Source organism: Enterococcus sp. DIV0561, from assembly GCF_050539875.1.
Taxonomy (GTDB): Bacteria; Bacillota; Bacilli; order Lactobacillales; family Enterococcaceae; genus Enterococcus; species Enterococcus faecalis.
The window spans coordinates 1,318,143-1,340,635 of sequence record NZ_CP172927.1 but is presented as its reverse complement, the minus strand read 5'-3'; the positions used below and the strand labels follow the sequence as shown (position 1 = coordinate 1,340,635).

Sequence of the window (22,493 nt, the reverse complement as noted above, 5' to 3'; positions counted from 1 at the left end):
CTTATTGCTGAGAAACACTATTTGCAAAGCAAATAGATGTTGAACAGTACCTACTTGGTTCTCGGAGCTAAACGTTTCTGTCCCGACCTCTGGCTTGTTTTCATTTATTTTTCTATCTCAGAGGTTGTTTCTTGGTGTAAATGACGATACACATTCTTTGCGACAGTTTCAGGTAACCCAGCTTTTCTTAATTCTTCAACATTGGCTGCCGTAATATTTTTAAGCGATTTAAATTCTTTTAAAAGATTTTTTTTGCGTTTCGGTCCCAAACCTTCAATGTTATCTAATTTGGAAGCAAAACTATTTTTACTACGTAATTGACGATGAAATGTGATGGCAAAACGATGGACTTCATCTTGGATTCGTTGCAACAAGAAAAATTCTTGTGAGTTTCTTTCCAATGGTACAACTTCTAAGTCTGGACCAAATAAAAGTTCACTCGTTTTGTGCTTGTCGTTCTTGGCTAATCCAGCTACAGGAATATCGACTCCTAGTTGATTGGCTAACACATCTTTGGCAACATCGACTTGACCTTTACCACCATCGATTAAAATTAAATCAGGAAAAGGCAAGCCTTCTTTTAAAACTCGTGAATATCTGCGATAAATGACTTCTCTCATAGAAGCGTAATCATCAGGACCTTGGACGGTTTTTATTTTATATTTTCGATACTCATTTTTAGCTGGCCGTCCGTCAATAAACACAACCATCGCAGAAACAGGGTTTGTTCCCATAATATTTGAGTTATCAAATGCTTCAATTCGAATGGGCGCAGGTATGTTCATCGCATTGCCTAATTTTTCAACTGCGCCAATTGTTCGTTCTTGTTTCCGTACAATCAAATCGAATTTTTCATTTAAAGCAACTGCAGCATTTTTACTGGCTAATTTAACCAGTTTTTTCTTTTCTCCCCGTTGCGGCTGCAAGACTTTCGTAGCTAATAACGCTTCAACGCTTTCTTTATCAATGTCATCAGGAATCAAGACTTCTTTTGGCACAAAATGCTCATTCTCTTGATAAAATTGTCCAATAAAAGTTAAAAATGCTTCACTGGCATCATCATAAAATGGAAAAATCGATACATCACGTTCGATTAATTTTCCTTGTCTGACAAAGAATACTTGGACACACATCCAGCCTTTATCAACAGCATAACCAAACACATCACGATCAATTAAATCTACATTCGTCATTTTTTGGCGGGTCATAACTGTTTCAATCGCTTTAATTTGATCGCGAAATTCTGCAGCTTTTTCAAATTCCATATGTGCAGCTGCATAAGCCATTTTTTCTTGTAAGCGGTCCTGAATTTCTGTATGTCCACCAGAGAGAAACCCTTTAATCTCTTCCACCATATCTTTGTAGACTTGCGGATCCACATCAAAAGCATAGGGACACAGACATTGTCCTAAATGATAATACAAACAAGGTGTTTTTTGCGACGGATTACATTTTCGCAAAGGAAAAAGCCGATCTAACAGTTTCTTTGTTTCATTCGCTGCATTTACATCTGGATATGGGCCAAAATATAACGCTTTGTCTTTTAAAACCTTTCGAGTAATCATTAAACGAGGATATTTTTCGTTTGTGATTTTGATAAAAGGATAGGTTTTATCGTCTTTTAACATGATGTTATATTTGGGATTATTTTTATGGATTAAATTAATTTCTAATAAAAGTGCTTCAATATTCGATTCTGTCACAATATATTCAAAATCATCGATTTCACTGACTAATCGTTCTGTCTTAGTATCATGGCTACCACGAAAATAAGACCGGACACGTTTTTTCAAAATTTTGGCTTTCCCAACATAGATAATCGTGCCGTTTTTATCTTTCATTAAATAACAACCAGGTTGATCAGGAAGCAGTGCTAATTTATTTTTTATTCGTTCGTTCATACGATACTTCCTTTCTAACAAAATACTTCATCTATTATACACCTCTTTTTGTAATTAAACAAAAAAAGCCGCTACTTTATGTACGAAAGAAACAGCCTGAAAAGACAATCGCTAATGATTTCTCTTCAGACTGAATCAGACTATTCGTAATGACTAATCAACGTTTATAAGTGTTTGGCAATCATTGCTTGCAATTGGTCTTTTGTATGAACACCGACTGCTTTTTCAACAACTTCGCCATCTTTTTTCAATAGCAATGTTGGGATGCTCATGATTCCAAAACTTGCTGGTGTTGTAGGATTTTCATCCACATCCATTTTGACGATTTTTACTTCGTCTTCATCATATTCTTCAGATAATTGTTCTAAGATGGGTGCTTGCATACGACAAGGGCCACACCAAGTTGCCCAAAAGTCGATTAAGACTAATCCTTCATCTGTTTCTGTTGCAAAATCTTTATCGGTAATTGCTTGTGTCATTTCACAAACCTCCTACTCTTTACTCTTACTACATGCTTAGTATAACACGTCATCTCTAAGATAGCGAGTGTTCTGCTTACTTATTGTAAGTCCTTGTTTATTGGAATTTCACGACAGTCGCACCATTACCACCTTGGTTTTGTGGCGCAAATTCATAGCTTTTCACACTGCGGTGATTTTTTAAAAATTCCGTTATTCCGGTTCTTAATGCACCTGTTCCTTTACCGTGAACAATGGTTACTTGTGGATAGCCTGCTAGAATCGCAGCATCAATATATTGGTCAACTTCTGCCAATGCTTCTTCGTAGCGTTTGCCACGTAAGTCTAGTTGTGTGCCAACATGACTGCTTTCTGCAGAACGAACCGTTGTAACTCTTGGTTTTGCTTCCTTTTGTGGAGCGACAGGCGTCATATCCTCTTCAGAGACGTTCATTTTTAAAATGCCTAATTGGACTTGCCATTGTCCTTTGCCGTTGTCTTTTAATAATGTCCCTCGTTGGCCGTAAGTATTGACAATTACTTCATCGCCAGCTTTTAATTTTTTCTGTTCTTTCGCCTTCTTCAGCACTTTGTTTTTAGCAAGCTTGGTTTCTTCGTGGTGTAATTGAGAAAGCTGTGTTTTCGCATCAATTAACTGATGTTCTTTGACACCACCTTGTTGGCCACTTTCCAATTGCATTTTGCGAATATCAGAAATAATGGTTTCTGCGTTTTCTTCCGCTTCTGCAATAATTTTATTTGCTTCTTTCCGCGCTTTTTGTAATTCTTTTTCTCGTTCTTCAAAAAATACTTGATAGGCTTCTTTTAGTTCCTTATGCAAAGCGGCCGATTCATCAACATAGTGGCGAGCTTCTAAATATTCAGTTTCGGCCATTTTGCGACGGTTTTCCAAGTCTTCAATCATTTCGTTTAAATCTTGACTTTCACCGTCCATTATTTGTTTTGCAGCTTCAATAATACTATTGTCTAATCCAAGACGTTTCGAAATTTCAAAAGCATTACTTCGGCCAGGCACGCCAATTAATAAACGATAGGTTGGACTCAAGGTATCTACATCAAATTCCATACTGGCATTGATTGTTCCAGCTCGATTATAGCCATACACTTTTAATTCAGGATAATGGGTTGTTGCCATCACATAAGCTCCTTTAGCGCCCAATGAATCTAAAATGGCAATCGCTAAAGCGGCCCCTTCTTGCGGATCTGTCCCAGCACCTAATTCATCAAACAGTACTAAACTTTGATGATCGACTTTCTTTAAGACAGACACGATATTCGTCATATGTGAAGAGAAAGTACTTAAACTTTGTTCAATCGATTGTTCATCCCCGATATCCGCAAATACTTCTGTAAAAATCCCCATTTTACTCTCTTCTTCAACTGGAATAGGTAGTCCAGCTTGGCCCATTAATTGTAAAAGACCTAACGTTTTCAGAGTAATGGTTTTCCCGCCGGTATTAGGCCCTGTAATCACAATTGCTTGATATTCTTCTCCAATCACAATGTCATTGGCTACAGCTTTTTCTGGATCCAATAGCGGGTGCCGAGCTTGTTTAAAAACTACATGATTTGCTTGACTAATTTCTGGAACAACTGCTTTTAGTTCTTTTCCTAGTCGCGCCTTAGCATTAATAAAATCAAGTTTACCGATTACATAAGCATTATGCGTAATTTCACGGCGATAAGGGACCAACTCGGCCGACAGTTCTGCCAAGATGCGAGTAATCTCATTTCTTTCGGCAATTTGTTGTTGTCGCAAGCGATTATTCATTTCTAAAATTTGTTTAGGTTCAATAAATAAGGTTTGACCTGAAGCACTTTGATCGTGAACCACGCCACCAAAAATATTTTTATATTCTTGTTTGACTGGAATCACGTAGCGTTCATTTCGCATAGTAACAAGGGCATCACTCAGATAACGTGCGTTTTTCCCACGAATAATACTATCTAGTTCTTCTCGAATGGTCTGCTCACTACGACGAATATTTTGCCGAATTGCCTTTAAGGCTGGCGAAGCTTCATCTGTGACGTAGCCATCATCATCAATGGCTTGTTTGAGTTGGCGATTTAATTCAGGCAAAACTTCTAGTTGCTCTCGCCACATATATAAACGTTCAAAATCCACTTCATTTTCACTTAGCTCATCAAAAAAACGAGTCAGTTCTGAAGTAGTCGACAAGACACGGCCTACTTGTGCTAATTCTACACCATTTAAATCCGCACCAATTTCAATCCGTTTCATGTGTGGTTGGATATTTTCTAATTTAGGAATGGGGATTCCACCACGTAATCGTTGAACTTTTAAACCATCCTGTGTTTCATTTAGCCATGATTGAATTTTATTTTCATCAGCAATCGGTAATAATTCCGAAACTTCGTTTGTCCCCTGAGCTGTCACAATAAATTGCAACAACTGTTGTTTTACTTTATCAAACCCTAATGTTGATAGAATACGCTGATTCATTTTTCCACCTACTTTTCTAACTTTTTCATTTGTTGAAAAGACTGAGACATAACATAAGAAGTTTCGCTTTTGCTCACTTACTTCTTATCTCTATCTCAGTCCCATTCAGCTTTATTTCGTAATTGGTTCAACCCATAATTCATATGCTTGTTTTGTTAGAATTGGGGTATTTTTTACAATGCCTCGTGCCAAGCCACTTGACCGAAACTGATTTTGGACAATATCTGACGGAATCATTGACGCCGTAGCTAACACTAGAAAAAGACCCACGTATAATACAAGAACACTTAATACGCCACCTAATAGTCCATTTACCTGTTTCAAAACTGGAATAAATGTTAATCCATGTAAAAAGATAGCTAAAAAACGAACGACTAACCAGCCTGCAAACAGCAATAATAGAAACGCAACCGCTGAATAAAAGGCTTTGTCTAAGTCTAAAGAAATCTCTTGATTAAAAAAGACAAGCTTTGACGTTGGCGTAACCGATGGATATGGAATATACAATTCTAAATGAGAGGCGACCTCTTTGTAATAGGTTCGAGCAACAAAATATGAAATTAAGTAACCTACCGAATAGAGCACTTGTAAAATCAAGCCTCGTTTAGCTCCTGTATAAAATCCAAAGGCTAAAAGTAATAAAATAAGTATTGTTAACATCTTGTCATCCTTTCAGGAACTACTCCGAAACACCTTTATTTTGAATCTGCTGTTTTCGATTTTCATTCAAAATTTGTTGGGCTTCCACATGATTATGAATTTCTACATCTTCTTGTCCATTCTTTTTCAAAACATCCCGTGCTTCTTCTTCGATAATTTCCATTCGGCGCACACGATTCTCTAATTCAGCCAAACGAATGGTTTTCTGTTTTAAATCTGCTACTTGTTTTTCCAATTTTAAAGCATATTCTTGTTTTTTTAGTTGATCTGAAATTGCATTAATTGCTAATAAAACAGAAGCTTGTTCCGTATCAGTTTGCGGAGAAAGATGTTTAATTTCCGCCAGTTGTTCGTTGACAATTTTTGTGACTAAATCCATATGTTGTTTTGACTCTTGGCCAATAATTGTATACGTATGGTCTGCAATGATTGCTTTATATCGTGTTTTTTCATTTGATGCCATGTTGAGGTTCCCTCCTGTAAATCAATCCATTCTTGCTTATTGTACCATGAAAAAAAAGCGAAGCGCAATTTTCGTACAAATTCTCTCTTATTATATGCCACAAAGCGAAAAATTTAAAGATTTCTTTACAAGAACTCTGGCAATTTAAGAACGAATAGAAATTGTGTAGGAGAAAAAGCGTGGAACAAAAAGTCAAAGTGATTTTTGTCCCACGCTCAAAGCCTGATAATCAGCTAAAAATGTTTGTTTCAGCTGTACTTTTTAAGGCTTAGTTATTATCTTTCATCTTTTCTACACGTAAACAACGCATAGCATTTAAAACAGCGATAATAGTTACACCAACATCAGCAAAGACTGCTGCTTGCATTGAAGCCAAGCCTAATGCACCTAGTACCAAAACAATGATTTTAACAGCAATCGCAAAGATAATGTTTTGTTTAACAATTCTCAATGTTTTTCTTGATAATTTAATCGCAGAGGCGATACGACTTGGTTCATCATTCATAATCACCACATCAGCAGCTTCAATTGCCGCGTCACTTCCTAAACCACCCATGGCAATCCCAACATCAGCCCGGGCTAAAACAGGTGCATCATTCATACCATCACCAACAAAGGCAACTTTGTTTTTAGGTGAAGATGCTTTTAACAACTCTTCTAAACGATCCACTTTGCCATCTGGTAAAAGTTCTGCATAAACTTTGTCAACACCAACTTCTTTTGCAATAGCTTCTGCAACTTGTTGATTGTCTCCAGTCAGCATAACAGTTTGTTTGACCCCTTCAGCTTTTAATTCTTTTATTGCTGAAATGGCATCTGGTTTCAATTGATCCGCAATCACTAAGTAGCCTGCAAATTGATTATCAATAGCGACAAAAATTAAAGTTCCCGCTTCCTTCACTTCTGGTGCTTCGATACCAAATTGTTTCATTAACTTCGCATTACCGACTAAAACTGTTTTGCCTTCAATTGTGGCTTTGATACCGTGTCCGGCAACCTCTTCAATTGCTGTTGCTGGAACAGTTTCTTTGCCATAGCTTTCTTTAATAGAAATAGCAATAGGATGAGTGGATAATTGTTCTGCTGTTGCTGTTAAACGTAACAACTCTTCTTCGGGTAAAACAACACTAGTTATGTTTTGAACCACAAAATTTCCTTTTGTTAGCGTACCAGTTTTATCAAAAACAATCGTTTCCGTATTCGCTAAAATTTCTAAATAGTTGCTTCCTTTAATTAAAACACCTAGTTTGCTGGCTCCGCCAATTCCACCGAAGAAACTTAAAGGAACAGAAATGACTAAGGCACATGGACAAGAAATAACCAAGAACGTTAATGCCCGATAAACCCATTCATTAATAGAAGTATCAGGGAAAATAAATGGTGGAATCACTGCCAATAAGACAGCTAAAACAACGACAACTGGTGTATAGTAACGAGCAAATTTAGAAATAAAGTTTTCTGCAGGGGCTTTTTTACTGCTAGCATTTTCAACTAAATCTAAAATTTTGCTAACTGTTGAATCCCCAAATTTTTTCGTAACATTAATGGTCAAGGCCCCATTTTTATTGATAAAACCACCTAAGATTTCATCGCCGACTTTGACCTTTCTCGGAACGGATTCACCAGTCAACGCAGAGGTATCTACCATACTTGAGCCATCAATAATTTGACCATCTAATGGAACTTTTTCACCTGGTTTCACTAATATTTGTTGCCCAATTTCAATTGTATCTGGAGCGACCGCTTTTATTTGTCCATTTACTAAAAGATTTGCTGAATCCGGACGAATATCCATTAATTTGGCAATTGATTTTCTGGATTGATCAACCGCAGCACTTTGGAACCATTCGCCGACTTGGTAGAACAACATTACTGCCACAGCTTCGGGATATTCCCCAATAAAGAATGCCCCAATCGTTGCCACAGACATTAAGAAATTTTCATCAAACACTTCCCCACGAAAAATATTCGTTACCGCTCGTTTGACAATGTCGCCACCAATTAAGACATAAACGACTAAATAAGACGCCAAAGCAACCCAATTATTACTTGGCTTAATGATAATAAGTGCTAAAAATAAAACAAATGCAATAATGATACGAATTAAGCGATTCTTATTGGGATTACGTCCTTCTTCTTCTTTGACATCTTTTAAAGAAATAACTTTGACATCTGGTTCTAACTTACCAATCACTGCACGCGCTTCATTTTCGACTTCTAAATCATGTCCTGATTCAACTTCCAGTGTCATTTTTTCAGCCATGAAGTCCACACGCGCTTTTTCTACTCCGTGAATTTTTTGGACAGATTTTTCAATTTTGTCTGCACAACTTGCACAATCAAGTCCTTCTAGTTTATAACTCTTTTGCATTTAAACACCTTCACTCCCTATATAATAGCGATTATTCCGTTTACATGAATAACCTTTCATGAATCTATTATAAATGAAGATGCAATCATATGTCAACCGCTTCACGTAATCTTTTTCTATTTTATAGACATAATGGCATAATTGCTGTAGGTGGAATGGATAACTGAGTAATAACTTTCGGATTGAGTCTATTGCTGCCTTTCCACCAAATTTTGGTTTGTTGGTGTTGAAACCAAGCACTTTGTTCAAAAGGTGCTGACAATGTTTGTAAGTGATGCACTTCGATTTGATTGGTTGCCTGCGGTTCTGTTGTGAAATCATGGGCCCGAATACCAATAGAATGACAAGAAATAGGAACTTCTTGTGTAACCATTAGTGTTTGTTGCCAACCAATCACTTGGACTCTGTGCGCATCTATGCGTTTGACAGGCCAAATATTTTTACAACCAGTGAGTTTAGCTGCTTCAATCGTTTGAGGTTGGTTAAATAATTGATTTGTTGCACCAAAAAGTGTTTTGCTTTTTGTGATTATCACTAAACTCTGACATAACTTATACAGTTCATCTAAACTATGACTCACAATTAAGGCATGTTGATTTAAATTACTTAATCGCTGTTGAAGTTCAATTTGCAGCTCTTCCTTTAAGGGTGCATCTAATGCGGAAAATGGCTCATCTAATAACAGGTAAGCCGGCTGAGCCGCTAGCATTCGCGCAAAAGCCACTCGTTGTCTTTGTCCTCCAGAAAGTTGACTAGGATATTGTTGTTGGACTTTAGTTAAGTGAAAAGACGCAAGCAATTGAGTGACCAATTGTAAATCTTTTGTCACGCACGTGAGATTTTCTACTACCGACAAATGAGGGAACAACGCATACTGCTGAAACAAAAGACCAATTTTTCGTTGTTGCGGCGACAAATTGATCTTTTTTTCAGCATCGAATAAGACTTGATCATTTAAAACAATCTGACCTTTATCCGCAGTCTCAACACCCGCAATACATTTTAATAACATACTCTTGCCACAACCAGAAGCACCTAAAATTCCTGTTGTTTGCGTCTTTGTTTCAAACTGAATTTGCAAAGTATGACTTTTCAATTCTTTTTGAATATCAACAATTAATCTCATTCCGATCTTCTCCAAGCGCGCTGACTAAAAAATTCCGTAAAAAATAAAATAATCAGGCAAAGTAATAACATAATTACAACATATTGATTGGCTAAGCGCCAATCCCCACTTGCTACAGCAGAGTAGATAGCTAAAGGAAGCGTTCTTGTTTTGCCAGCAATATTCCCTGCTAACATTGTCGTCGCTCCAAATTCGCCTAACCCACGGGCAAAGGCTAACACGCCACCGGCCAAGAGACCGTTCATCGACAAAGGTAGCGCAATTTTTCTAAAATATCGACTTTCCGAAAACCCAAGTGTCTGGGCTACCGCCAACAATTCACTATCCATTTGTTCAAACGCCGTTAAGGCTGAACGATACATTAAAGGAAATGAAACAGCAACGGCAGCAATAACCGTAGCTGGCCACGAAAAAACAACTTGAATGGCAAAAAAATCAAGTAAAAACTGGCCCACTGGTTGCTGAACACCAAAAATAGTTAAGAGAAAAAAACCAAAAACAGTCGGCGGTAAAACTAATGGCAACGTAAATAAACTATTCAAAAGAATTTTTAATTTACGATTTTTCAAACGAAAAACAATATACGCAACGCCTGTTCCTAAAACAAAAGTAAATAAAATGGCGATTATTGCTGTCTGAAAAGATAAAAGAATTGGTCGAACATCCATTTTCCCACCTACTTTGTTAACTTAAAGCCAATATTTTCAAAATATTTTCTGCATTGTTGACTCTGTAAAAAATTTAAAAAAGCATCCGCTGATTTTTGTTTCTTAGAGGCGGCAACTTTACCAACTGGATAGATGATTGGCTTTTTCAAAGCAGCTTCAGGCATGGCCGCAACAATCGCTACTTTTGAATTGGTTGCTGCATCTGTCGCATAAACTAAGCCAGCTTCTGCACTTGCATTAGCTACCCATTCAAGGACTTCTGTTACATTCGTGCCAAAGCTTGCGTGTTTTTCTACATAGGACCAAGCACCTAAAGCTTTTAAGCCTTCTTCGGCATATTGACCAGCTGGAACACTCGCAGGATCACCAATTGCTATCATTTGGGCCTTTTTTAAATCAGAAAAATCATGCCACTTTGCTTGATCTTGATTAGGTACGATTAGAACGAGCTGGTTTTCCAATAAAGGAACGACACTTTTCTTATTAATTAGTTTTTCTGCAACCAATGCATTCATTTGTTTTGTCGAAGCCGAGAAAAATACATCGGCTTTTAGGCCTTTTTCAATTTGCATCTGTAATTTTCCAGAACTATCATAGGTTCCAGTTACCTGAATATCTGGATGCTCTTTTTCAAAGGCAGGAATAATTTTCTTCTCCATGACTGATTCTAAGCTAGCTGCTGCCGCAAGGGTTATTTCTTCTTTTTTTGTTGAAACTGTTTCTTTTTGCGGCTGATTCGTACATGCAGCAATTAGGGCAACTAAACTGAATAAACTAAGCAGGAACACAGCCTTTTTTTGTTTAGACATTTGAACGCCTCTTTTCTTTTATAAATACCCGCCATAACTCAAGTCAATAATTTCAGATTTTTTTATCACTTCTTTGGCCATTAATCTTGGTAACAACAAATCAAAAACCGTTTTTTCTGAAAATAAAACACCGCCTGGTAAGCCAATGATCGTTTGCTCTCCTTTATAAGCTAGCAAAAACATTGAACCTGGTAAGACTGGTGTCCCATGGGTTACGATTTCAGCACCTGTCTGCTTAATTGCTAACGGTGTCAAATCATCAGGATCTACACTCATACCACCTGTACAAACAATCAGATCAAACCCTTGTGCTAACATCTTTTTGATCGCAACAGTAATTTTTTGCGGCTGATCATCGACAATTTCTTGCTTGACAATCGTAACTAAAGGATACGCGGAGAACTTGGCTTTTAACACAGGGTAAAAAGCATCCTCAACCAATCCTGTGTAAACTTCACTGCCAGTAGTTACAATCCCGACCCGTATTTTTTTGAAAGGTTTCACAGAGATTAGTGGCTCAGACGTGCTGAGCTGGCGTGCCTTTTCTAATTGGCTTTTAGAAATCGTTAGTGGAATCACTCGAAAGGCTGCAACTTTTTCATCTTTCTGAACTTCTATATTGGTAACTTTAGTTGACAAGGCGAGACCTTCAATTTCATTTAAAGCAATTAATTTTTCTCGATTGACTTTTAAAAGACCTCTCGTGCTAGCTTTAGCAACAATTTTTCCTTCATGGACTTCACTCGGCTGACATGAGTCATCTGTTAACAGGTTATACAAAAATGTCGCTGCCTCTTCTTCATGTATTTCTGCTGGATCCAAGGAAACAAACAGATGTTTTTTCCCTAATGATAAAAGAATTGGAATATCTTCTTGAACAACTATATGTCCTTTTTTAAAACACACTTCCTTGGTCTTTCCATAGTCAATTCGCGTAATATCATGACTCAACGGAAGGCCAACTGCCTGTTCTGTTCGAATTGTTTTCATGGTTTATTCCTCATCATGTATGATTTTTTTATTTGTGATTAAATCCAAAGCGTGGGGCAAAACAGGCAACAAAAAATGCAAATGTTCTGTTACACTTTTCGGGCTACCAGGCAAATTAACAATGAGCGTGCGTCCTCTTTGAACAGAAACGCCTCGACTTAACATAGCAAATGGTGTTTTTTCCAAGCTAAGTTGACGCAAGCCCTCACTGATCCCAGGAATGATTCGCTCTGCTACACGTAAGGTAGCTTCTGGGGTCCGATCCCGTTCACTCAACCCTGTGCCGCCTGTCGTTAAAATCAAATCACAGGTCTTAGACCACTCTTGCAATAGCTCTACTAATTGATTTTCTTCATCTGGTAAAATGGTTTGTTTGGTTACCTGGTAGAGCGCAGGTAACTGTTCACGAATCAAGGGACCCGATTGGTCGACAGCAAGTCCTTGAAAGCAACGATCACTTAATGTTACAATGCCCACTTTAAACAACGTCTAACTGGTCTCCTTTTTTAATATGACCTTCTGTCACAACAACTGCAAAGATTCCTTCTCTAGGCATGATGCAATCGCCCACTCGCGCATAAATCTGACAGTGTTTATGGCACTCTTTCCCAATTTGAGTAACCACCAATTCGGAATCGCCTATTTTCAATTTCGTTCCAACAGGTAATTGACGTAAATCAATCCCTGAGACGATTATGTTTTCCCCGAAAGCACCATTGCCAACCCGAGCTCCTTTTTCATTGAAAGCCGTTATTTCTTCAAAAGATAACAAACTGACTTGTCGATGCCAATTACCGCCGTGCGCATCATTTTCTAATCCAAAGCCTTTAATTAAGTTGACTTCAGGAATTTCCTTTTTCTGTGTGCCTCTTCGTGGGCTAATATTTATTGCAATAATTTCTCCTGTTTTCATACTTACCCTCCTATTTGTGACATAAATCGTTGTTCTCCTTGTTGTTCCAAGAAAAGATGTTTTTCAGGCTTACAGGCAATGCCACTCTTGATAATCCCTAACAATTCTGCTGTTTGTTCCTTAGCTAAAGCTTCCTTTAACGAGTAGCCGTCTGCAGAATGCAGGCACGTTTTTAAATGGCCGTCTGCAGTAATTCGGATTCGATTGCACGTCTCGCAAAAACAATGCCCTAATGCACTAATAAAACCTATTTTCCCTTTAAAATCTTTTAAGGCGTAATAACTAGCAGGGCCATTGCCCAATGGTTTTTGGTATGGTTGCAACATTCCATAATGTTTGGTTAAAATGGCTTCTACTTCTTCTTGCTGCTTACCTGGATGCTCCTTTCCTAATCCAATTGGCATCATTTCAATGAAACGAAGGTGGACAGTCTCTTTCTTAGCGATTTCAGCCAGTTCTACAATTGTTGCTTCACTTAGCTCTTTCCTAGCTACAGTATTAATTTTGATATTAGGTAGTCCCGCATCAATCACTTGTTCTAAGCCCGCCAGAACATTCCTTAACTGACCAACTCTTGTTATTTCTCGAAATTCTTCTGGATCCAAAGTGTCTAAGCTAATATTAATGCCGTCCAAGCCCGCCTCTTTTAACCCTTGAGCCTCACGAGCTAACTTCATACCATTAGTTGTTAGGGTTACTTTTTCGATGCCTGAGATTTGCTTTATCCTTTTAATTAAAGAGAGTAAATTCGGTCTAACAAGCGGTTCACCACCTGTTAATTTAACTTTTTTGATGCCTTCTTTCGCTAATATCCTCAGTAAAAAAATAATCTCATCATCTGTTAGAAGCTGCTCTTTTTTTAAAAAGCAAAGACCTGTTGCTGGCATGCAATACGTGCAACGTAAGTCACAACGATCTGTTAAAGACAAACGAACATAATCAATTTCACGGTTAAATGCATCTTTCATGCTGTTCACTCATCACTTTCCTTTGATTTAATTGAAGAACGAATGAAATGACCACTGCGTCCACCATTTTTCTCTAATAAACCAATGTTTGTCATTGTCATTCCTCGATCAATTGCTTTACACATATCATAAATTGTTAAGAGTGCTGCCTGCACACCTGTTAGCGCTTCCATTTCAACGCCAGTTGAACCCACTGTTTTTGTAAAGCAACGTACTTCTAAACAAGTTTGATTGCGCCAATTAAACTGAATTTCACACTTTGTCAAAGCAACCAAATGACACAAAGGAATCCATTCAAACGTTCGTTTTGCGGCGGTAATCCCAGCGACTCTTGCTACCTGTAATACTTCACCTTTTTTAATCATTTGGGTCTGGATCGCTTCTGCTGTCGCTTCCAACATGTGAATTTCTCCATAAGCGAGGGCTGTTCTTTCAGTGTCATTTTTTTCCGAAATATCAACCATGTGCACTTCTCCTTGTGTATTCAAGTGCGTAAATTCCTTACTTTGAACCATTTCTCCACCTCACATTTGACATTTGTTAACGTTTACACAATACTTCTTTTTCAAGTGTATCACTCTTGCATCAAAAAAACAATCTGGCATCCACAATTTTTTTTAGCGAGAAATCGAAGTAAAAAAACGTTAAGCGACAAAAATTACGTGCTTTGCTTAGCCTGACCAGACTTTTGTCTAAGTCTTAAAACTTGATAAGCAATAAGAGGTCGGGACAGAAGTGCTTAACTCCGAGAAATAAGAAGGAATTTCCGAAAATTGTTCTATAATTTTTGGAGAATTTCGGCTTATTTCCGAAGGAGTTGCTTCTGTTCCCGCCGTTTATCAATTTTTAAGCCTGGAACAAAAATCCAAAATGATTTTTGTTCCAGGCTCTTACTTTCATACTAATCTTAGGTCAGGTTGTCATCAAGTTTGCCAATAATAGACTTTTACAAGCGCGCCTTTTTTGAGTAGTACACCAGCTGGTTGTTCTAGCAGACAATTTGTTTCTAAAGTATTTGATAAATTGGATGAAAGATGACTTTTTGTCACTAAATTTACTGTGCCATCTATTTCTTTCGCTCGGTAAAATCGACGTAGTCTACTGGGGGCTAATTCATGCGCTAAAATTACTGTTCGTTCCTTTAGATTTAACTCAACACAATTAAAAAAAGTAGCTAATAATGTCCAGTAAAAAAGATGTAAATTAACCATTGCCGCAAACGGATTGCCTGAAACGCTTAAAATGAGTGTTTCTTGAAATTGACTTCCCATAACTGGGGTTCCAGGTTTCATATTTACAAAATGAAACAACTCTGTTCCTCCGATACGTTTAATCGCTAAAGGTAAATTGTCCTTTTCACCTGCCGAAACACCACCACAAGTAATTAATAAATCAAGTTTTGGTGAAATCTCAATCAGCCTCTTCGCTAATTCTTCAGGGTCATCTGAACAATGGTCTAGGTGGATTACTTCATTACCACTCGCTTTGACAAAAGCTGCTAACATGTAGAGATTACTATTATAAATTTTCCCAACTGACAGCGGTTCTTCCAAAGAAACTAACTCACTACCGGTCGCTAAAATCCCCACTTTCATGCGCTTCAAAACAACAACTTTATCAATCCCTTGCATTGCCAACAAACCAATCATACGACTATTAATCTGTTGATGTTTTGCTAAAATTTTTTGCTGAAAAGCAATATCTTCTCCAATTTCCGCATAGTTTTGGCCCGCAGTGACAGAGCGAAAAATTTTAACATGGTCCTGCCCAAAATCCGTCCATTCTTGTGGCACTACAGCATCAAAATCGGTTGGAATAAAAGCACCTGTCGTTATTTTAATCGCACAGTTATTCGTCTGATTACAATAAAACATGGAATCCCCTGCCACTAAAGAACCAACGACTTTTAAACAACTTGGGCTTTCAGCAGTCGCACCTCGTGTTTCTACTGCACGAACGGCATACCCATCCATCCCGGCACGAGGAAAATGAGGAATCGCTGTCTCTGCAAAAATGGTTTCTCCGCTAATCCGCCCCAAGGAATCAAGCAGCGCCACTTCTTCTGTTTCACATTGACTCTTCATATGTTGGGTCATTTTCTCTCGTGCTTCTTCCAACTCGATCATGTTTTAACCATCCTTTTTTATTTATTCACTGGTTTAATCGCAACGGCACAAACTTTATATTCAGGAATTGTGGCGATATCATCAAATACAGCATTGGTAATTTCGTTAACATTCCCATCTGGAAAGTGGAATGTCATAAAGACTTCTTGCGGAAATACTCGATTTCCGACAGCCGCATAGGTTTCGATTTTGCCACGTCGAGAATGAACTTCAACTTTGTCACCTTCTTGGATTCCCAGAGCTTGTGCATCGACGGCATTTATCTCAATATAAGAGTGATTCGCTATTTGGTTAATCCCTTCCGTTCGTCCTGTCATTGCTCGGGTATTGTAATGGTAAAGCATTCGGCCTGTCGACATTAAATACGGGTACTCTTCATCTGGTAATTCTTGTGCTTGCTTATACGGAATTGCTTTAAATAAACCTTTCCCACGAGCAAAACTGCCCACATGCATAATCGGCGTGCCTGGATCTGTCAAGCTACGACAAGGCCATTGTAAGCTCTCCTTCTCTAAACGTTCATAATTAATTCCACCAAACGAAGGCGTCACAGCTGAAATTTCTTCCATAATTTCTTTTGCAGATTCATACGCACAAGGATAGCCCATCCGTGTCATGACTTCACAAAAAATTTCATAGTCTTCTCGCGCTTGTCCCCTTGGTTCAACAGCTTTGCGGACTCTTTGCACGCGCCGTTCTGTATTTGTAAATGTCCCATCTTTTTCTGCATAACTGATGCCAGGTAAAACAACATCTGCATAAGCAGCCGTTTCGGTCATAAATAATTCTTGAACGACTAAAAAGTCTAAACTTTCTAAAGCTTGACGAACATGTCCTGTGTCTGGATCCGTAACAATTGGATCTTCTCCAAAAATATAAAGGCCTTTGACGTTTCCTGCCGTTGCTGCTGGCAAGACTTTAGTAGAAGTTAAACCGGTGTTTCGATTTAGCGGCACATGCCAAGCTTTTTCAAATTTGTCGATTACTTCTGGATTATTGACTTTTTGATATCCTGGGAAATCATAAGGCATACAGCCCATATCGCAAGCACCTTGAACATTATTTTGACCTCGCAAAGGATTGACACCACAGCCAGGTTTTCCAACTTTACCAACCAACATTGCCAAATTAGACATACTCATAACACCCTCAGTTCCTGTCGAATGTTCCGTTACGCCTAAACAATAAATGATTGGTGCTTTTTCTGCTTTTGCATACATGCGTGCTGCTTGAATTAGATCTTCTGGATGAATATGACAAATTTCTGCGACTTTTTCCGGCGTATAATCAGCCACCATTTTTTCTAAATCTGAAAATCCTTCTGTCCGTTCTTCAATAAAGTGGCGATCTGCTAAACCTTCTTTCAAAATCACATGCATCATGCCATTAGCAAATGCGACATTCGTTCCCGCCTGAACTTGTAAATGCAGTGCACTATCCTTCACTAAGTTAATTTTCCGCGGGTCAACAACAACAACTTGCGTTCCTCTTTGGACAGCTTGGCGAATTTGCGCACCAATAACTGGATGAGCTTCTTCTGGATTGGAACCTACTAATAAAATCATGTCGACATCTTCAGTGATATCAGCAATAGGATTAGTCATCGCACCAGAGCCTAAGGTTTGGGCTAAACCATGGACCGAAGCCGAATGACAAACACGGGCACAGTTATCAACGTTATTGGTACCAAAAGCAGCACGCACCATTTTTTGAAAGACATAATTATCTTCATTTGTCGCTCTAGAGCACGAAAAACCGGCAAGAGCATCCGCGCCGTTTTCTGCTTTAATTTCGTTAAATTTTGACGAAACAAGCGCTAAGGCTTCTTTCCAAGAAGCAGGTTCAAAAATCCCATTCCGTTTAATTAATGGCTCCGTTAAGCGATCTCCTGACCCAACAAATTTATATGAAGCAAATTTTCCTTTCACACAAAGTAAATTTTTATTAGCTGGTCCATCCAGGGGTTCAACACCCACCAAACGATTATTTTTAACGAGTAAATTCATCTGACAGCCTGTCCCACAATGCGGACAAGTTGTAGGGATTTTCTGGGTTTCCCATTTGCGGTACTCTTTCGTATCTTTTGCTGTTAACGCACCTGTAGGACAGGAAGAGACACAATTGCCACATGATTCACAGATAGATTGATCAAACGGCTGCCCATAACTTGGCATCATTTTTGTTTCAAAGCCACGATTAGCAATACTAAGTACATCTCTTCCCTGCCGCAATTGACAGACACGGGCACAACGACGACACATGATACACTTTTCTGGATCATAAGAGAAAAATGGATTACTGGTATCTTCTTGGTGGCAAGGCATTCTTTTCCCCTCGGTAAAGCTAGTGGCATCAATCCCATAATCTAGCGCATACTGTTGTAATTGACAATCCCCGTTTTTTCCACAAGAAAAACATTCTAATTTATGATTACTCAATAATAAATCAAGAATAAAACGTCTGGAATCAGCAACTTTTTCAGAATGCGTTGACACAACCATGTCCTCTTGACAATGTGCCGTACAAGCAGTTGTTAAGCCACCACGTCGGCCGCCTTCCACCTCAACCACGCACATCCGACAAGAACCATCAGGCGCTAATTCTTTTAAATGACAGAGCGTTGGGATTTCAACACCTAGCCCTTTCGCTGCTTCGAGAATGGTAGTCCCTTTAGGCACAGTTACTTCTTGGTTATCAATAGACAACGTAACTGTTTGCGTATGCAACTTTGTTTTCATTTTTACCAACCTCCTTTGCTGGTGGCATAGATTTCTGTTTCAGCAGTCGTTTCAAATTCTTCTGGAAACAAAGCCAATGCACTCTTCATTGAAGTTGCGACGGATTGGCCCAAACCACAAGCTGATAATCGCGTGACATGCGTGAGCATCTTTTCCAATCGTGGCAAATCACTAGCTGTTGCCTCTTTCCGATTGAATTTACTCAATAATTCCAAAATCCTAGTTGTTCCCAATCGACAAGGGGTGCATTTACCACAGGACTCATGAGCAAAAAAGGCCGCCACGTGTACTAAATAGTCCACAACATTGACTGAATCATCCATTACTACAATTGCACCAGAGCCGACAGATAAGTCATGGGCCCATAAATCTTCGTAGGAATACAAACAATCCCTTAACGTTGCGACAGCACCAATTGGACCGGATTGTCCACCGAAGTGAATAAATTTCAATGCTCGACCAGTTGCAGAGCCTCCGCCGTATTGCTCGCCATAAATTATTTCTTCTAATGGTGTTCCAAGGTTGACCTCGTATAAGCCCCGATTTTTAATATGTCCAGACAAACAAATTAGCTTTGTTCCGCCGCCATCGGCAGTACCCATCTCTAAAAAGGCTTGTCCACCTTCTCGTAAAATTACAGGAACACTTGCAAATGATTCAACATTATTCACTAATGTTGGTTGCAAATATAAGCCAACATCTGCTAAGTGTGGTGGTTTGACACGCGGCCGCCCCGTTTTTCCTTCAATTGAATTTAAAAGTGCTGAATTTTCCCCACAAATATAGGCGCCAGCACCAGAAATAATCGTAATATCATAATTAAATCCTTCAATTCCTAAAATGTTTTCCCCTAAAAAGCCAGCTTGTCGTGCATTATCCAGTGCTTCTTGAAATGTTTTTTGGATTCTGCGATATTCTCCTCGCATATAAATATAACCTGCTTTTGCTGAAAATAAATAGCCAGCAATGATCATTCCTTCAATCACACTCAATGGATCTTCAGATAAAAGTACTTTATCCTTAAAGGTCCCTGGTTCGCCTTCATCAGCATTACAAACAATGTACTTTGTGGTTCCTTTTGCATGATAAAGATGGCGCCATTTTTTTCCTAAAGGATAGGCTGCTCCACCGCGACCTCTTAAGTGCGCAATATCCAGTTCGTTTAAAATTTCTTCATCCGATAGTGAAATTGCTCTTTTTAAACCATCAAATCCATCGTATTTACAATATTCAGCAACATCGGTCGCAGATTGCATTTTCCCCATTCTCTCTAATAACATTGGTTGGTTTCTCTTAAGCATTGACTCACCTCCTACAATCCTTCATAGCAATCATTTTGCAAATATTGAATTAATTGATAAATTTTCTCTTCTGTTAGTTGGCTAAAAACGGTGTCCTTAATTTTAATTACTGGACCTAAATCACAAGCCCCAATACAAGGAATACTGTGATACATAAATAAGCCATCTGGGGTCGGCTGATTCTCTGGCACTTCTAAAATGGTTTCTAAAACCTCTGCAACCATCGCTCCACCAGTATAATGACACGGCGTACTGTTACAAATCTTCAAGACATACTTCGCTTGCGGTTCCGTCTTTAAAATGGCATAGAAACTGACGATTTCATAGACTCGCGCTTCCGTTAAATGTAGATGCTCTGCAACTAATTGAGCTGTTTCCTGATCGATATACCCTTCCTCTGAAGCAAATTGTAATTCAATTAAAATATTTAAAATTCGTTGTGGATCAGCATCGTTTTCTAGAATAATCGCTTCTTTTTCAATTAAGCTTAATGCACACATTCCTTTTTATTCCCCCTTTTTAGTGAAACTTGAAGTTGTTCTCCTTGATAATAGATACGCAATTCTTTTGGTATTTCAGCAGATAGTAAACAAAAATCGGCTTTATCTATGACTTTTTTTGCTGATTCTTTTTGGCGATTCTGGTTATTCATCATAAGAAATAGTCCTGGCTGCACAACATTACGTAATGAATTTGATTCACAAATGATTAATGCTTGGGCCGGCACAGCTTTCAGAAATTGCTGAATGGCTTCCGCCAAATTTTCTTGAAAAACTTTCAATAGAAAAACTTTTTGACAACCTGCAGCTAATAATTTCATGGTATCTTTATTGCCAATCGTCTCTTGCTCTTCTACTAATTCATAACCAGCTGTAATACTGGTACAAATTCCGCATCCTTTTGTGCCTCGTTGACACACCCCTCGTTGACCACTAATCGTAATAATCTTCAAGCCATAAATTGGATAGACTTCTTGGTACTGTTTAATAAGGTCTTCGGCTAATGTCGTTTTGCCACTATTCCGACCAGTAGATCCAATTTGAATCATGTTTGGTACCTCAATTGCCATAGAGCTCCTCCGTCTGAATCGTTTTCTCAACTCTTGGTTTGACAGTTGCTGGTTTTGTCATAAAGATCAATGGTACGGCCATAAAAAGACTGCCCCCTACCGCATTGCCTAAAAATACCCATAGTGTATTTTGCAAATAATCCCACCAACTGATTGTGGTGCTTTGTGAAAAAATTGCCGCTGGAATAATAAATGCATTGGCGACCACGTGTTGAAACCCACAAACAACGAAAACCATGACAGGAAACCATAAGCCAAACATTTTACCTAAATATGATTTTGCCAACGCTCCGAGATAAACCGCTAAACAAACAAAAATATTACAGCCAATCCCTGAAACAAAAGCAACTAGCGGTGGATCAGCAATTTTCGCCTGAGCAACTGCGACTGTTTTATCCAGAAACGCACCTTCAGTTAACCCAACAATATGGCCAAATAAATACGCCACAAGAAATCCGCCTAGACAATTGGTCAATAAAACAACTATCCAGTTATAACAAAGAGCGCCCACTCGAACCTTTTTTTGTAATACGCCTAATGTCATTACCATCATATTGCCTGTTGCTAACTCACCACCAACAAAAGTAAGCGCTATCAATCCGACTGGAAATAAAGCTCCACCCAGAAAATTGTTAAAACTTCCCCATTCTGTGGGGGCGGTTCCAGTGATACGAATAAACGCCAAGTAACCCAGTGCAATACAAAAACCAGCCATGATGCCTAAAATACAGAGCCGAACAAACGATAATTTCCCTTTCATTTCTGCCTTATCACCTAAGCTTGCAACTATTTCTTCACTACTGAAAAAATCCATTACGATTCCTCCTTTTTATCGATACCACTGAGACAATTCTTCTTTTCGATTGACATTTTTAAGTTGATTCTCTTTTGATAGTTGCACCGTTTTTACAGATAGATGCTCAAATTCTTGCCGAATCTGATAGTTATTTTGCGCAAGCTGTTTTTGAAATGTTGGTAAACAAGAACATCGATAAAAGCCAAATAATGGTTCTTGACGACCTTCAAAATCAAAGATTGTTACTTGATTTTGTCCACGCTTAGAGGCTAACTGATACACAAGTTTAGGAGAAAAAGTTGGTATATCACAGGCAATTACAAACACTTCAGCTTTCTGAGTATAGTTCATTGCTGTCACAATCCCACCTAATGGCCCCTTTCCAAGATACATATCTTGAATGATTGTGCATTTTCTAAACGCCTTAGGAAATTTTTGACTATCATTCGTTACTAAAATAACCTCTTCGAACAGTTCCATTAACTTTTCAGCTGTTTGCAAGATCACGTATTGGCCTTGAATTTTCAATAATGCTTTATCAAATCCCATCCGTGAACTTTTCCCGCCGCATAACAGCACTGCTGTACAATCAGCAATAATTTTCGCCACTCCTTTACCATAATTTTTATTAGTTCAAAAAAATATTTTTTA

At 38.5% G+C, this 22,493-nt stretch carries 21 protein-coding genes; all 21 read right to left on the bottom strand.

All coding sequences use genetic code 11. The annotated features are described in order from the left end of the window. Nucleotides 1–104: 104 nt before the first annotated feature. Nucleotides 105–1,901 carry an excinuclease ABC subunit UvrC gene (gene uvrC / locus IGM13_RS06520; RefSeq protein ID WP_048945269.1) on the bottom strand — a complete coding sequence of 599 codons (1,797 nt, stop codon included), beginning with the start codon at nucleotides 1,899–1,901 and terminating at the stop codon, nucleotides 105–107. A gap of 164 nt (nucleotides 1,902–2,065) precedes the next feature. Beyond that, nucleotides 2,066–2,380, bottom strand: a complete 315-nt coding sequence (gene trxA, locus IGM13_RS06515; protein WP_002419758.1) for a thioredoxin — start codon at nucleotides 2,378–2,380, stop codon at nucleotides 2,066–2,068. 97 nt (nucleotides 2,381–2,477) lie between these two features. Continuing rightward, complete coding sequence (locus IGM13_RS06510; protein WP_033600560.1) at nucleotides 2,478–4,844, bottom strand: endonuclease MutS2; 2,367 nt, start codon at nucleotides 4,842–4,844, stop codon at nucleotides 2,478–2,480. 111 nt (nucleotides 4,845–4,955) lie between these two features. Further along, nucleotides 4,956–5,504 (bottom strand): CvpA family protein, encoded by a 549-nt coding sequence (locus IGM13_RS06505; RefSeq protein ID WP_002357705.1) that lies wholly within the window; start codon nucleotides 5,502–5,504, stop codon nucleotides 4,956–4,958. Nucleotides 5,505–5,523: 19 nt separating this feature from the next. Beyond that, the gene (zapA, locus tag IGM13_RS06500; RefSeq protein WP_002357706.1) at nucleotides 5,524–5,967 is read right to left on the bottom strand and encodes a cell division protein ZapA; all 444 of its coding nucleotides are present in this window, start codon (nucleotides 5,965–5,967) and stop codon (nucleotides 5,524–5,526) included. Between the two features lie 268 nt (nucleotides 5,968–6,235). Continuing rightward, entirely contained in the window at nucleotides 6,236–8,338 is a 2,103-nt protein-coding gene (locus tag IGM13_RS06495; RefSeq protein WP_048945270.1) for a heavy metal translocating P-type ATPase, read from the bottom strand. 121 nt (nucleotides 8,339–8,459) lie between these two features. After that, nucleotides 8,460–9,464, bottom strand: a complete 1,005-nt coding sequence (locus IGM13_RS06490) for an ATP-binding cassette domain-containing protein (RefSeq protein ID WP_002419761.1) — start codon at nucleotides 9,462–9,464, stop codon at nucleotides 8,460–8,462. After that, nucleotides 9,461–10,132, bottom strand: coding sequence for a molybdate ABC transporter permease subunit (modB, locus tag IGM13_RS06485; RefSeq protein ID WP_002357709.1), 672 nt, complete (start codon nucleotides 10,130–10,132; stop codon nucleotides 9,461–9,463). Before modB ends, IGM13_RS06490 begins: the two co-directional genes overlap by 4 nt. An 8-nt stretch (nucleotides 10,133–10,140) precedes the next feature. Continuing rightward, the gene (gene modA / locus IGM13_RS06480) at nucleotides 10,141–10,941 is read right to left on the bottom strand and encodes a molybdate ABC transporter substrate-binding protein (RefSeq protein ID WP_002360416.1); all 801 of its coding nucleotides are present in this window, start codon (nucleotides 10,939–10,941) and stop codon (nucleotides 10,141–10,143) included. Between the two features lie 18 nt (nucleotides 10,942–10,959). Continuing rightward, nucleotides 10,960–11,931, bottom strand: a complete 972-nt coding sequence (locus IGM13_RS06475) for a molybdopterin-binding protein (protein WP_002419762.1) — start codon at nucleotides 11,929–11,931, stop codon at nucleotides 10,960–10,962. 3 nt (nucleotides 11,932–11,934) lie between these two features. Continuing rightward, the gene (locus IGM13_RS06470) at nucleotides 11,935–12,417 is read right to left on the bottom strand and encodes a MogA/MoaB family molybdenum cofactor biosynthesis protein (RefSeq protein WP_002361756.1); all 483 of its coding nucleotides are present in this window, start codon (nucleotides 12,415–12,417) and stop codon (nucleotides 11,935–11,937) included. Continuing rightward, complete coding sequence (locus tag IGM13_RS06465) at nucleotides 12,410–12,844, bottom strand: MOSC domain-containing protein (RefSeq protein ID WP_002410706.1); 435 nt, start codon at nucleotides 12,842–12,844, stop codon at nucleotides 12,410–12,412. The genes IGM13_RS06470 and IGM13_RS06465 overlap by 8 nt, the downstream gene beginning before the upstream one ends. Nucleotides 12,845–12,846: 2 nt before the next feature. Continuing rightward, nucleotides 12,847–13,821 carry a GTP 3',8-cyclase MoaA gene (gene moaA, locus IGM13_RS06460; RefSeq protein WP_080114283.1) on the bottom strand — a complete coding sequence of 325 codons (975 nt, stop codon included), beginning with the start codon at nucleotides 13,819–13,821 and terminating at the stop codon, nucleotides 12,847–12,849. After that, complete coding sequence (gene moaC / locus IGM13_RS06455) at nucleotides 13,818–14,327, bottom strand: cyclic pyranopterin monophosphate synthase MoaC (RefSeq protein ID WP_002397254.1); 510 nt, start codon at nucleotides 14,325–14,327, stop codon at nucleotides 13,818–13,820. Before moaC ends, moaA begins: the two co-directional genes overlap by 4 nt. A 408-nt stretch (nucleotides 14,328–14,735) precedes the next feature. After that, the gene (locus IGM13_RS06450; RefSeq protein ID WP_048945293.1) at nucleotides 14,736–15,938 is read right to left on the bottom strand and encodes a molybdopterin molybdotransferase MoeA; all 1,203 of its coding nucleotides are present in this window, start codon (nucleotides 15,936–15,938) and stop codon (nucleotides 14,736–14,738) included. 17 nt (nucleotides 15,939–15,955) lie between these two features. Next, on the bottom strand, nucleotides 15,956–18,676 hold the full coding sequence (fdhF, locus tag IGM13_RS06445; RefSeq protein WP_002419764.1) for a formate dehydrogenase subunit alpha: 2,721 nt from the start codon (nucleotides 18,674–18,676) through the stop codon (nucleotides 15,956–15,958). A gap of 2 nt (nucleotides 18,677–18,678) precedes the next feature. Next, the gene (locus tag IGM13_RS06440) at nucleotides 18,679–19,977 is read right to left on the bottom strand and encodes a complex I 51 kDa subunit family protein (protein WP_002419765.1); all 1,299 of its coding nucleotides are present in this window, start codon (nucleotides 19,975–19,977) and stop codon (nucleotides 18,679–18,681) included. 11 nt (nucleotides 19,978–19,988) lie between these two features. Further along, nucleotides 19,989–20,477, bottom strand: coding sequence for an NAD(P)H-dependent oxidoreductase subunit E (locus tag IGM13_RS06435; protein WP_002419766.1), 489 nt, complete (start codon nucleotides 20,475–20,477; stop codon nucleotides 19,989–19,991). Further along, entirely contained in the window at nucleotides 20,465–21,046 is a 582-nt protein-coding gene (locus tag IGM13_RS06430) for a hypothetical protein (protein ID WP_002419767.1), read from the bottom strand. Before IGM13_RS06430 ends, IGM13_RS06435 begins: the two co-directional genes overlap by 13 nt. Continuing rightward, on the bottom strand, nucleotides 21,036–21,860 hold the full coding sequence (locus tag IGM13_RS06425; RefSeq protein ID WP_002357725.1) for a formate/nitrite transporter family protein: 825 nt from the start codon (nucleotides 21,858–21,860) through the stop codon (nucleotides 21,036–21,038). The genes IGM13_RS06430 and IGM13_RS06425 overlap by 11 nt, the downstream gene beginning before the upstream one ends. A gap of 15 nt (nucleotides 21,861–21,875) precedes the next feature. After that, the gene (gene mobA, locus IGM13_RS06420) at nucleotides 21,876–22,451 is read right to left on the bottom strand and encodes a molybdenum cofactor guanylyltransferase (protein ID WP_002361748.1); all 576 of its coding nucleotides are present in this window, start codon (nucleotides 22,449–22,451) and stop codon (nucleotides 21,876–21,878) included. Nucleotides 22,452–22,493: the final 42 nt, after the last annotated feature.